Source organism: Sphingomonas chungangi, from assembly GCF_013778325.1.
Taxonomy (GTDB): Bacteria; Pseudomonadota; Alphaproteobacteria; order Sphingomonadales; family Sphingomonadaceae; genus Solisphingomonas; species Solisphingomonas chungangi.
Genome location: NZ_JACEIB010000004.1, coordinates 46,315 through 58,501, shown reverse-complemented (window position 1 = coordinate 58,501; position 12,187 = coordinate 46,315). Strand labels below are relative to the sequence as shown.

General features: G+C 62.7%; 8 protein-coding genes and 3 pseudogenes. 3 read left to right on the top strand and 8 right to left on the bottom strand.

The features are described 5' to 3' along the window. The first annotated feature begins 10 nt into the window (after positions 1–10). Positions 11–1,006 (top strand): fumarylacetoacetate hydrolase family protein, encoded by a 996-nt coding sequence (locus HZF05_RS07625; RefSeq protein WP_160365575.1) that lies wholly within the window; start codon positions 11–13, stop codon positions 1,004–1,006. A 45-nt stretch (positions 1,007–1,051) separates the two neighbouring features. On the opposite strand, the gene HZF05_RS07620 is transcribed toward HZF05_RS07625, so the two are convergent. The 7 genes and pseudogenes from HZF05_RS07620 to HZF05_RS07595 all read right to left on the bottom strand — a co-directional run bounded on the left by HZF05_RS07620 (position 1,052) and on the right by HZF05_RS07595 (position 8,658). Beyond that, a complete protein-coding gene (locus HZF05_RS07620) occupies positions 1,052–2,731 on the bottom strand; it encodes a thiamine pyrophosphate-dependent enzyme (protein ID WP_220129761.1) in 1,680 nt (559 codons plus the stop codon). After that, positions 2,721–4,223 carry an aldehyde dehydrogenase family protein gene (locus HZF05_RS07615; RefSeq protein ID WP_160365574.1) on the bottom strand — a complete coding sequence of 501 codons (1,503 nt, stop codon included), beginning with the start codon at positions 4,221–4,223 and terminating at the stop codon, positions 2,721–2,723. Before HZF05_RS07615 ends, HZF05_RS07620 begins: the two co-directional genes overlap by 11 nt. Positions 4,224–4,320: 97 nt before the next feature. Then, positions 4,321–4,822 (bottom strand): annotated as a pseudogene (locus HZF05_RS07610) (alcohol dehydrogenase catalytic domain-containing protein); the annotation flags it as partial. A 797-nt stretch (positions 4,823–5,619) separates the two neighbouring features. Continuing rightward, positions 5,620–6,612: a tyrosine-type recombinase/integrase gene (locus HZF05_RS07605; protein ID WP_246331763.1), complete on the bottom strand. Its 993-nt coding sequence runs from the start codon at positions 6,610–6,612 to the stop codon at positions 5,620–5,622. Next, a pseudogene (locus tag HZF05_RS22395) lies at positions 6,588–6,809 on the bottom strand (Arm DNA-binding domain-containing protein); the annotation flags it as partial. The gene HZF05_RS07605 and the pseudogene HZF05_RS22395, both read right to left, overlap by 25 nt. Positions 6,810–6,829: 20 nt before the next feature. Continuing rightward, positions 6,830–6,889, bottom strand: a pseudogene (locus tag HZF05_RS22390) (hypothetical protein); the annotation flags it as partial. Positions 6,890–7,386: 497 nt separating this feature from the next. After that, a complete protein-coding gene (locus tag HZF05_RS07595; RefSeq protein WP_160365571.1) occupies positions 7,387–8,658 on the bottom strand; it encodes a tetratricopeptide repeat-containing protein in 1,272 nt (423 codons plus the stop codon). Between the two features lie 209 nt (positions 8,659–8,867). Between HZF05_RS07595 and HZF05_RS07590 the strand changes: the two genes are divergently transcribed. Together HZF05_RS07590 and HZF05_RS07585 are read left to right on the top strand one after the other, a co-directional pair. Next, entirely contained in the window at positions 8,868–10,085 is a 1,218-nt protein-coding gene (locus HZF05_RS07590; RefSeq protein WP_160365570.1) for a TIR domain-containing protein, read from the top strand. Then, positions 10,082–10,711, top strand: coding sequence for a hypothetical protein (locus HZF05_RS07585; protein ID WP_160365569.1), 630 nt, complete (start codon positions 10,082–10,084; stop codon positions 10,709–10,711). The genes HZF05_RS07590 and HZF05_RS07585 overlap by 4 nt, the downstream gene beginning before the upstream one ends. 13 nt (positions 10,712–10,724) lie before the next feature. Here the strand turns inward: HZF05_RS07585 and HZF05_RS07580 are convergent, their stop codons facing one another. Further along, positions 10,725–12,170 carry a hypothetical protein gene (locus HZF05_RS07580; RefSeq protein WP_160365568.1) on the bottom strand — a complete coding sequence of 482 codons (1,446 nt, stop codon included), beginning with the start codon at positions 12,168–12,170 and terminating at the stop codon, positions 10,725–10,727. Between the last annotated feature and the right edge of the window lie 17 nt (positions 12,171–12,187).

Sequence of the window (12,187 nt, the reverse complement as noted above, 5' to 3'; positions counted from 1 at the left end):
GGATCGATCGATGCATCTGGCGAGCTTCGCCCATGACGGGCAGGATCATATTGGCGTTCGCCTCGACGACGAGCAACTCGTCATCGTCACCGACCTGCTTCCTCATCCCATCGACCCCACGACCCAGATGGATGCGGTGATCGCGGGCGGCCCCTCGCTTCTCGATCGGCTCGCAACACGCCAGGGTGATGGATCGGCGCCGCGTATCGCGGCCGCGGCTGTCCGCTGGCATCCCCCCATTCGACGCCCCGGCAAGATTATCGGCGTCGCGATGAACAATTCCGCCTCGGACGCCCGCAAGATCGCGGCGCCCCAGCATCCGCTCTTCTTCACCAAGCCGCGGACTTGCCTGGTGGGACACCGGCAACCGATCGAAGTGCGCAGCTATTATCGCGGTGTCCACCCTGAGCCTGAACTCGCGGTCGTGATCGGCAAGACAGGTCGTGACCTCGCGCCGAGCCAGGCGCTCGACCACATCTTTGGCTATACGATCTTCAATGACCTGACGGGCAACGACATGCGCGGCGAGGACATGGTGCATTATTATGCGCTCTACGCATCGCCGTCCGATCCGACCGTGCTCGAGAAGCGCGAGCAACATTTGTCCTACGCGGCGCGCTACAAGGGCACGGACGGATTTGGCCCGATCGGCCCTTGGCTGGTCACGGCCGACGCAGTTCCCGATCCCGACGTGCTCGATGTCGTCTGCACGGTAGGCGGTCACGTCATCGCGCGCGATTCGACCCGCTATCTGACCTACAGCGTCGCGGAGATCCTCTCCTATCTCTCGCATTTCCAGACGCTGGAGCCGGGCGACGTGGTGTCGATGGGGACCGCCTTCCGACAACAGCCCGGTGAAAAGAGATCGCTGCACAGCGCCAACCTGCAGGTCGTCGACGGTCCGGTGGAGGTCAGCATCACGGGGCTCGGCACGCTGAGCAATCCGGTGCATCGCATCGAGATGGGTCTCCCGAATTGGCGGCTGCCCTCGAGGACCGGCGCCTAGCCAGGCCGCCAAGATCCCGAAGCGCGGTCGGGCGCGCCTCGGGCGCTATTCAAAACTTGGATGCAGCAACGGCCACGGATTGCCGTCCGATCCGCGCGGGACGGCGACCTCGATCAGGATCGGTTGATTGGCGGCGAGAGCGCGCTCGAGAACGGGTCTGAGCGCGACCGGTTTGTGCACGCGATGCGCCTCGACACCACAAGCGCGCGCGAACCTCAGGAAATCGGGATTGACGAGCTCGGAACCCAGCAGACGCCCCTCGTAGAGCGTCGCCTGGTCGCGCAGGACATTTCCATAGGATCCGTTGTTGAAGACGATCGTGACGAGATTGATCCCGTATTGGACGGCGGTCACCAGCTCCTGGGCGGCAAAGAGAAAGCCGCCGTCCCCGGTGACCGACACGACCGCGCGATCCGGGCACGCGACCTTGGCCCCGAGCGCAGTCGGAAATCCGAAGCCAAGCGTGCCCTGATAGCCTGCCGATATGAGCGTGCGCGGCTGATAGACGGGAAAGCCGAAGATCGAGGCAAACCCGACCTGACTGAGCTCGTCGACGAAGATGCCGTCGTGCGGAAGCACGTCGCGGATAGCGCGTAGATAATCCACCTGCGGCTGGACGCCCTGAATACTCAACGCTGCGGCCGACTTGGCGGCGGCGATCAGCGCCTGCCGCCGTGGTGCGACCCCGCCCATCTCCAGCGCGCACAGCAGGGCGCGAGCCCCGCCCGCAGCATCCGCATGCAGATCGACATCGGTCTCGATCCGATCGAATTCGGCCGGATCTATATCGACACGGATGATCTTGAGATCCTTCGGACGCCAGCGCCAACGAATGTCCAACAGTTCGAAGCGTGATCCGATGACGATGGCAAGGTCGGTTTCCGGCCAGAGCCTTTGACCCGCGGCAACGGTGAACCCGAGCGGATGATCGTCCGAGACGACACCGCGTCCGCCCCGGAAACTGACGACGGGCGCGTTCAAACGTTCGGCGAGCGCCGTAACCTCGGCGTTTGCATCGAGCGCTCCGGATCCCACGAAGATCATCGGTGCGTTGGCCGCATTGATCAAACGCGCAGCACGAACGACTGCGTCGTGGTCTATTTCAGGCGCCTGCAACAGCGGAAGTGGTGCCTGAGGCGCGATCTCCGCCTGCCTGTCGAAAAAATCCCACGGCGCCTGGATCGCGGCCGCCCCGCGCCGCCCTGACTGCATCGCTTGGAAAGCGTCAGCCACCGCGCCAGGCGCCGCCTCGGGCAACGCGACATGCGCTGCGTATTTGGTCATGCTGCGCAGAATTTGGAGCTGATCCGGCAGTTCGTGCAGTGCACCGCGTCCTCGATCCTTAAAAGCCGAGGGCACGTCGCCGGTCAGCGCCAGGATCGGTGCATTGCAGCTATGGGCCGTGAGCAAGGCGGCCGACGCGTTCAGGATACCCGGCCCAGGCACCACGGCGAAGACGCCCGGCCGCGCGCTCGCTCGCGCGTATCCATAGGCCATGTAGGCCGTCGTCTGCTCGTGGCGCGCGCCGATCGTCCGGATCGCTGCAGCTTCGCGAGCGAGCGCATCGCTCAAGCCGTAGATCTGCGCGCCGGGCAAGGCGAACACCGTATCGACACCATGGGTCTTTAGTCCGCGTACCAACGCGTCTCCACCGGTCATGGTCTCGGCCGCCGGCCCCTCTTTCTTCGCCATCCTTTTCCCATCCTGCTCGATGTCATGCGCCATGGACGATCCAGACCGATTTTTCGTGCGTATAGCCATCGAGCCAGCGCGGCCCGAAATCCTGACCGATGCCCGATTGCTTGAAGCCGCCGAAGGGCACGTTCGGGTCGATCGGCAGGTGACTGTTGACCCAGACGGTGCCCGCCTCGATCCGCGGTATGAGTGCGAAGGCCGCATTCAAATCCCGTGTCCAGAGGCTCGCGGCCAAACCGAGCTCGCTGCCATTTGCGAGCCGCAGCGCTTCCTTCACATCAGCGACCGGCGTCAGCGCAAGCACGGGGCCGAAAACCTCCTCGCGCGCCAGCCGACTGTCTGGAGAGGGGCTAATGACGAGCGTCGGCGGTACGTAGAAGCCGGAGGGGTTGGGACCGCCTTGCCCCTGGATCAACTCCAGGCGATCGTCTCGCGCCTCGCTCAGGAAACGCATCACCTTATCGCGGTGCACGGCTGAAACGAGTGGATTGATCTGTGCCGCAGGGTCCAGACCCGGCCCCACGACCATGCCGCGCACCGTCTGCTCGAGCCCGGCGGCAATCTGATCGAAAATGGAAGCTTCGATATAGATGCGGGACGCGGCCGCGCAGACCTGCCCCTGATTGGCGAATGCGCCAGTCGACAATCCTGCCACCGTGGTGTCGACGTCCGCGTCGGCCAGAACGATGGCCGGGTTCTTGCCCCCGAGCTCAAGCGTGACGTGCGTCATGGTGTCGGCCGCTCGGCGGCCGATGGTCTTTCCGACGGCGGTCGAGCCGGTGAAGCTGATCTTGGCGATCGATGGCGATCCGACCAACGCGTTGCCCGCCGTGGCCCCATCCCCCGTAATCACGTTGAAGACCCCTGGCGGCACGCCGGCCTCGATCGCCAGCTCGGCCAGGCGCAATGCCGTAAGAGGTGTGAATTCGGACGGTTTGAGGACGATGCTGCAGCCCGCCGCGAGCGCGGGCGCGATCTTCCAGATTGCGATCGCGAGCGGAAAATTCCAGGGAACGATCCCTGCGACAACACCGACAGGCGCACGCTGGGTATAGGCGAAGGCCCGCGATCCCGGCGGTGCACCCGAGACGTCGAGCGTCATCCCGGTGATCTTGGTCGCCAATCCCGCCGCGTACCGCGTCCACTGGACCGCTCCGGCAACTTCAAGATGCCGTGCGATGATGATCGACTTTCCCTGCTCCAGCGTCTCGAGCTGGGCGAGCGCGTCGGCGTGGCTGTCGATGAGATCAGCAAAACGCAGCAGAATGTGCTCGCGGGCGGCCGGTGTCAGCCCACGCCATCGAGCGTCCTCGAATGCACGCCGTGCAGAGGTCACAGCTTGGTCGACGTCTTGGGCGGTCGCCGCTGCGACCCGGGAGATGGCGCCGCCGGTCGAAGGATCGTGGACTGCGATGCCCGCTCCGCCCTGCGACGCGGTTTTCCCCTCCACGAACGCGCCATGGTCTCGTGCGAGGAACGCCTGCACACCAGGATCCAGAACGAAGCTTTTGCCCCCACTCATTTGACACCTCTCAATCCTCGGCCATCGGACAACGGTCGCGTTGTCGATCGAAGAGCAAATCCTACCCGGTAGAAGACGACGACGCTGCGGACGCTTGTCCCCGCGTGCATCTGGTCTGGAACGGCGCGTCCTCGCGGATCTTCGCCACCGCGATCTCGCAGCGCGATGGAGTTCGCAAAGGTCGAGCAGCCCATGTAGTGGAAGATCGGCTGGCTCCTGTAGCTGAACCGCGTCGTGCCGTCGGGCATCAGCCCCTTGCCCTGCGTGGCGCGGATCGCGGTGCACAGGTTGGTCTTGCCGCTCAGGCAGCTTTTGCACTGCCGGCATTCGGGCGTGTAGAGCGGGATGACGTGATCGCCGGGCTTCACCGAGGTGACGCCCGCGCCTACCTCGCGCACGATGCCGGCGCCTTCGTGGCCCAGCACGCTCGGGAACAGGCCCTCGCTGTCGAGGCCGTCCAGCGTATAGGCATCGGTGTGGCAGATGCCCGTCGCCATGATCTCGACCAGCACCTCGCCCGCCTTCGGGCCTTCAACATCGAGTTCGACGATCTCGAGCGGCTGCTTGGCTTCGAACGCGACGGCGGCACGAGACTTCATGACGATTCCAGCCCGTTGCGACCTACGAAGGCAATGCGTGTCTTCACTTTCAGCGAGCGGCGTCGGAATCATAGATCGGGAGCCGGAGCGTTTCGTATCCCGGAATGATCGACGCCAAACTGACTGCGAACCATCGATGGCTTGCAAGGCCTGCCAGTCTGGACCGCGAGCCAGACGCGACCGGGCTCATGACGGCGCCTCGTTCAACCTATCCCGGCTACGAAATACGCGATCCAAATTGGCTGTCGAGGGTGATTTCCGGATCGCCGAACCACGCCGCCATCGCCTGAGCGATAAGGGTCGTGCCGGAAGTCGCCGCGTGCGCGCAAAGCGGCACGGATGACCTCACTCGTTGCTGCAGCCTTGGCGAGATAGCGTTCCTGAAGCGCGGGTGCGGACGCGACTATCGCGCACGCTGGTTCGTTCAGTGGGTGATTTTTTCAAACAGAGGGACAAGGGACAGAAAAGCGCGGCGGACATGGTCGATCGGCGAGAGTCCATCGGGTGCGCCGCATATCGCGTCGTTATATTAAAAACCCCCGGAAACTAAAGGTTTCCGAGGGCCTATGATCCCTCGAGATTGCGCTGTGGCGGGCCCGACAGCAACCGAAGCTAGGGGAGATAATTTGTTGATTTGCAAAAATATTTTAAAATTTTTATTCACGATACCCCAGTAAATACTCCAATATTTTTCCAAGAATCCGTGAGAATATATGATAAGGCAGTTCGGTTGCGATGCCAGAAAGTCGCACCCAAGCCACCCTATCATCAATTATTTTTGCATATTTTCCGTCTTATCACGGACATCCTTCGCTTATCAGGTCGGCCCAAGCTTGAAAGAGAGGGGCGCGCGGTCTCGTATATTTAGCACGATTATAGGTCCATTCTGAGGCCGATAAGCCAATTGGCAGATGGCCTAAAGCCATATCGATCGATAAGCGATCCCCTTCGCGTCCCTCCAGAGCGGCGCGTTCATTCAGAATAGTCGGGAATGCCGATCGCCATCCACGCGGGACCATGCGGTTCTGATATCGACCGGCCTTTATTCTTTTGTATAGCGAGCTGAGAGCCGCATCCGTCATCGGCGCACGACACGAACGTCGACTGGTGAACACAAACTCGAAATCACCGGTGAGACGCCGAACGGCACGCAACGTCTCGATCGCCTGTCGGGACAGAGGGACGAGGTGGTCAAACTCAGGATTCTCCTTGTTCCTACGCTGACGATTCATGCCCGATGCCGGAATCCGCCAAATCGGATTGAGGTTGGGATTCGTGCATCGCCCCCAATCGATCCCCTCGAAATCCGACCATCTCGCCATGCAAAGAGCTCCCACACGCACCACCGTCAGAGACAGCAACCTCGAAGCGAGCTTGATCATATTGCTGGCGGTGGACTGATCGGCGGCCTGTTGAAGCTCTAACAGATCGCGGACCCTGGTCATTGCGGGCTGCCGAGTTACCGACGGTGTGGGTTTCAGCGCTGATACCAGATATTGAACGGAGAGCACTGGCTCAAGCGGGATAATTGCCTTGGCATGTCCCCGTTTCAGGATTGCCAGGATATATCCCCGAACCCGCTTAGCCGTTTCGATAGACCCGCGCGCCTCGATGCTTCGCAGCAAGTTCAGAACCGCCTGACCGTCGACATTTCCAACGGCCCTTCGGCCAATGAACGGAAAAACGTGCTTCTCGAGCCGGCTTCTTGCCCGAACTGCATTGGCAGGCGACCAGAGCGCCTGGTGATCCGAAAGCCACTCCCGAGCTAAAGCTTCGAACGTACGCGGCACGATTGGGAGCGGCGATTGCCATTCTGTACCTGATCCCGAACCGGGTTGATGCCGGACTGCAGCATGACGCGGGCCTTATCGCGCTTGCTGCGTGCTTCCTTGATCCCGACGTCTGGGAAAAGGCCGAACCGGAGCCCCCTTCCCGCCCCGCGTATCGATATTTGAAACGCCAAGATTTTGAGCCTGCTGGGGTAACATAGAGATAGAGCCCGAGTTGATCCGCTAGCTTGTAGCCACGCTCTCGCGCTTCAGCCTGGCGCACCTGTATTGCCGTCAATGCGATATTCGCCTCCTCTTGTTACGCAGGGGGCGATCAATCTCAAATACATTGACGGTCTCTTTGCGTGGGAGAAAAGCGCAAACCCGGCTCGCCGCTCGCACGATCTAAGACAGCTCTTGGCCGTTTGGAGACTGACGGTTTCCAGGAAGCTATCGAGGATAGCGGTAGCTCGCGAGCCAGGCCGGGACGCATTTTGGTTCAGCGCGAATGCTCACCGTCGCAGGCCGCCCCTCAACGAGATGCCAAGACAGTTTGATCAACTTTACGAGACCGCACACCCTTTCACCTTCGGATTTTCGATTTGCTTTGGCTGCAATTTGCCTGCAGAATTGCGCCAGTTTCTGCCCTCTTCCGAATAGTGGATCTTCTGGCGCCAGGCCATGGACGCATGCTTGCGAGCCCAACGGCAACTCCGTGACCAGTCAGCGAAATTCGCCAACCGTCCTTCGAAGGCTGAATCGTGCAAGCACATCGATCATGATGCCTTGTTCGTGCTAAATCAGCACGCCGTCGATCCCATGGATCGCGATGACCGCCTGTTTGCCGGCCATGAAGCTTTCGTACTCCCATCGAGGCGGACCGAACGCCAGGAACCTTTCCTCGTAGTCGCCGGCCTTTGCGATCTGGCCGATCGCGAAATAGCAGTTCGCCAGCGTTGCAAAGATCCACTTGCGGTCGGATCGCTCTTCGAACGTCGAGGACCGGACGAGATCTTCGGCGATGTCGATCACCGCGCTGCGTACCTTCACGGCGCTCATCAGGTCGAACCGCGCCTCGTCCGGATCAGTCTGTCCGGGAGCGCGAAGCTCGTAACACAAAGCGAGATTCTCGCCGTTATAATAGTCGTTCCTGATCGTGAAGCCGCGACCGTAATATCTGATCGCGAGGTCGATCTGCCGACGCTCCCCGGTGAGACGCCACAATCGCTTGCAGATCGCTCCCATCAGGCCGGTCGTTTCGGGATCATTGGAGGTTTCGGGATCGAGTTGCAGCAGGATTTTCCTCGCTGCGACCAGCGCTTCTATACTGTCCGGCTCCTGCGACTTGTACGTGGCGAGCGCGAGCCGCTGGATCAAATAGGGCTCGACGATCGCCCCGGGCTCACCGGCCTTGAGGTCGATAGCACGGGCGAATGCCGCTTTTGCCTCTTCGAAACGGTTCGCTTCGATGGCGCTTTCGCCTTTTCGCATGAGACTCATGCGCTCGTCCTGCGCCATCTCGGCTCTTTCGACCAGCTTATCCAGCTGCGCAGCGCTGAGAGACGGCTGCGTCAGCTTCGGCAGGAAGGTATAAACCGGGCTGTCGGTCGCCATGCCGGCCAGAACCTTCCCGATCAAGGCCGAAAGCGCCGCTTCGGCGGTCCTGGCATCCCTGACGCCGATATCGTCGCCGAGATGGCGATATTTGAGTGTGTTGATATGGTTGAGATCAAAATAGACCCGGCCCTTGTCCTCGCTCATGATGATCGTCGCACGCGGCTTCAGTGCATGGCGAACCCCCAACTCGTAGATGGCGTTTACGTTGCCGGTCGAGATGTCGGCGATGACGAGGTCGGCATGGTACAGCATCTCGTACATGGGCAGATCTATCACGCCCGAATGCATGACCTCGTCGGCCCGGATGCATCGCATGCCGTGGGATAGCACGGCTGGCTCGATGATCGCCTCGTAGGTGGCGTCGAGATCCAGCGTCCGCCCGGATTCATAGTCGGTCTTGCGGCCGAACCCCATCACGACGAAGCAGATCTTCTCGGCGCCCTCAGGCATCGCGCTGTCTCCTTTATCGGTTACCCAGAAACTCTTGAAAATTCGGCCAACAAAACGGCGGCAATGTATCGTCATATCTCTTCCGATTTCAAGACCGATCTTCTACGATGAAGGATCTCTATTTGAATTTCGGGTCGTGTGCGGATCGGATTAACATGATATCCTAAGTGCAGATTCGAACAGCACGAATCATCCGCGAGGATTTCGACGTGGCCGATATCGCTCTGCAACATATTGATATCTCTTCCTCTGCGACGAGCTGCACGCGCTATGGGATTCCCGCGCTTCCGCGATCCACCCAGATTCTGCTGGTTGGCGAGAACGCGACGATGCCGGTTCTCCATGCGTTGTCGCCGGAACTGGATAAAGCGCTCGCCGACTTGCCGGGAACATCTTCCACGCCATGCAACGGCCCCGGTGGCCTGAATTGTGCCACATGGTCCGATCCGGCCTGCCAGCACCTTGTAGTTCTGGTCGGCACGTCGACGGGCCTCACGACCGGCCTCAAACGATATGCGCAGCGTTTGGCGGCAAGAGGCGGCGACTATGCGATCGTGCCGCTCCTCCCGCCCGGCGCGCCGGCCAAGGGGATTCCAGACAACTGGCAGATCCTGCGCCACGCAGGCGACGATGCCGTCGTCGCGGCGAACATCCTGCGTGCAGCCGGCATCGCTCGGGATCGGCCGCTGTTCCTGAGCTACGTGCGGTCCGACGCGCAGGCGCTGGTCGACGATCTCGCCGATGTCCTGACCCGGCGCGGTTTCCGTCTCTATGTCGATCGCTTTTCGGCGCAGCCGGGCACACGCTTTCCCGAAGAGATCGCCGAGGCGCTGACCGATGCCGGCGCCATGCTCCTCATCGAGAGCGCCGGCCTCCCTCGATCGCGCTGGACGCAGTGGGAGATCGCACTCGCCGCGCATTGCCGGATCGGCCGGATTGCCCTGACCATTCCTCAGGCACCTCAGAGCCCGGGCATACGGGCGCATGATCGCCACGCTTTGCCTCCATTGCTGCCCAACGGCTCGTTGAGTCCGGCCGATCTGGATGTGGCGGCCGATTTCGTGACGAAACGCTACAATATCGCGGCGATGGTCCGTGCCGCTGAATATCGCGCGCTGGTCGACCGGCTGATTTCCCTGCGGTATCACGGCCTTACCACGAGCAAGCTAAAATCGGGGGTTCTCGGACTCAGGCCGGACACCGCGCTGCTGGCGACAGGGCGGCCCGGCGCGGCGAGCGAGGCCCGTATGCTCGACGAAGCGGCGCCGCATCACCGCCATCGGATATTGCTCGGCCAGCATCGCTACATGAACGTTGATCGCCGCCGCGACCTGGCGTGGCTTGCCGGCAAGGCAAATCTCAAGCTTCGTCAACCAGGGGACTTGCCTGTCATGCTGGCCAATCTTGCCGCCGGGACAGCGCCATGAGCATCGCCCTGCTGATCGAGCCCACGACCGACGATCCGGCCGATGCCGTCGAACTGGCCGGCCTGATCGTCGAGGCGCTGTCGCGGCGGGGCAAGGGCGTGGTGCTCGTGTCCGACGCCTCCACCGCGCTTGCTGTGGGTTTGGCCCGTTATGGTGGCGCGTGGAGTGACGAGGCGGATGCTGTCGTCGCCTATGCGAGCCTGATATTGCTGCCGATCATTCCGGATCGGGACACGTTCGGTCAGGTGCTGCGGGGGGGTGACGGAGACGATCCGGTCGCAGGGCTCCTGCAACTGGGAAGCCTGACCGAAGCCGTCGTGGTGCCGGCGATTGGTCCGGCTAAGCCTGCCGATCTGAACAGACTCCTCGGTGCGAACGACGCCCATCCTGGCATGATCCTTTCCGGTGACGCCGGCCCATGGGCCATGCAATTCAAGGACGGCCAATGGTCGAATTGGCAACCGTCCGATGCCGCTGCGGAACTCGAACCGGGCATGCCTGGCGGGATGCGCGACGCCGTGCCGGAGGATTTCAGGCCGGCTGTCGAGGCCGCCTACCGGCGAGGGGCAATCGCCGCCGCCTGCCTCGCCGCGATCGACGATCTCCTGCGTGGCGCGGAACCCTGATCGGCGCCGAACGCTAGGCTCCGCCCGAGCCGAACCAGATTTCGTAGTGCAGTGGTCGGATCTTCGCGTCCGCATAGCGGCCCGACTGGTCGCTGAGATCGAAGGTAATACCCGTCGCCTTGCCGATCTCGGCCAGCAGCGACGGCGCCAGCGCGCAATCGGAGGCCGTGAAACAGCGCAACTGCGAGATCTGCGGTGAATTTGGCCTGAACTGGATGCCCGGCACGACGATCTTCTGCCCGTTCAGCGGCAATCCGGCGATCTTCGCTGCGACCGCCTGAGCCGCCAGACGCTGTGCCTCGGCCGCGATATGGAGATAGACACGCGGCGCCGGACCGGATGCGGCGGCATCCGGCTCGGGCGTCGGCGGGACCAGGGGCCGGGACTGGGCAGTCTGGACCGGACCGCCCGCGACAATTCGAAACGCCGCTGCAGCCTGCGCATCCGCCCCACGCGCGCCCCGCCGGATCGAGCAGGATCGACTATCTGCCTGCGCATCGCGGTTCGCACAGACCCATTCCCCCTCGCTCGGTACGGCGTTATCGGGTGCGATCAGGGTCGATTCGGCCCGGCTCGCAATCCATATCTTACGGCCGGTCCGGCTGCTCAGCCACACCAGCAGCGGCTTTACGAGCGCGGGATCCTTGATCAGGAGGCTGCCGTCATCTCCTGAGGTCGGCTGGCCGACACATTGACCATCCTTCTGGCACTGACCCCAGACGCTGCTCGCCACCGGCTTGGCGCCGATCGCGAGATCGTCGATGCGTGCCAGGCGGCGCATGTCGTTCCAGTGCCAGCCTGATTGCCACAGGCGTGCGCCATCGAATGTCCAGCCGCCCGCGACCTCCACCATTTCGGGGCAATCGCTGCACGCGCGGCCCCGGCCGATGAGGCGCGGGCGGCTGGCCGCCGGCAGATCGAGCGCTTCGACCTGCGCCACGATGCCGAGCGCCCGGTTCGCGCTGGGCCGGAAGAGAGGCGCCCAGGCAAGGCGACGCCAGTTGGCGAGTACCGGATCGACCCAGCCGTAGGACAATGTGCGTGGCCCCGGCCGGACGGCCGCCACGCCGCCACGGGCATCGGCGAACAGCATCCAGTGATGATAGGGCGACAGCCGCACCGGACCGCCAGGCTGATCCGGCGAGCGGGCCGTCCCGCCCCCTCCGCCGATGAGCGCCATGCCCTGCGCGGAGGCGGTGAGCATGTTCGGCGTCTGGCCGTCCATCACGACATCCGCGCCAACCGGATCGGACGCAGACGTACCCGCCGCGATGGCGTCGTGCAGGGAAAGGTGGGCAAGTAGGTGCAGAACGATCGCTGCCACCACCAGCAATCCTGCGCCGATGATCGAGAAGCCGAGAAAGAGGTAGCCCCTCCCGTCGTCTGCGGGTTCGGCGGGTACCGGGGCGGGCACCAGGTTCGGCTCCTGCCCATCCTTACCCTCCGGCATGGCCACCATTGCTTCCCTCCCCGACG

Excerpts from the sequence above, each read along its gene's own strand:
- HZF05_RS07580 (WP_160365568.1), bottom strand. The coding sequence starts at position 12,170 with ATGGTGGCCATGCCGGAGGGTAAGGATGGGCAGGAGCCGAACCTGGTG.
- HZF05_RS07615 (WP_160365574.1), bottom strand. The coding sequence starts at position 4,223 with ATGAGTGGGGGCAAAAGCTTCGTTCTGGATCCTGGTGTGCAGGCGTTC.
- HZF05_RS07595 (WP_160365571.1), bottom strand. The coding sequence starts at position 8,658 with ATGCCTGAGGGCGCCGAGAAGATCTGCTTCGTCGTGATGGGGTTCGGC.
- HZF05_RS07585 (WP_160365569.1), top strand. The coding sequence starts at position 10,082 with ATGAGCATCGCCCTGCTGATCGAGCCCACGACCGACGATCCGGCCGAT.
- HZF05_RS07625 (WP_160365575.1), top strand. The coding sequence starts at position 11 with ATGCATCTGGCGAGCTTCGCCCATGACGGGCAGGATCATATTGGCGTT.
- HZF05_RS07620 (WP_220129761.1), bottom strand. The coding sequence starts at position 2,731 with ATGGCGCATGACATCGAGCAGGATGGGAAAAGGATGGCGAAGAAAGAG.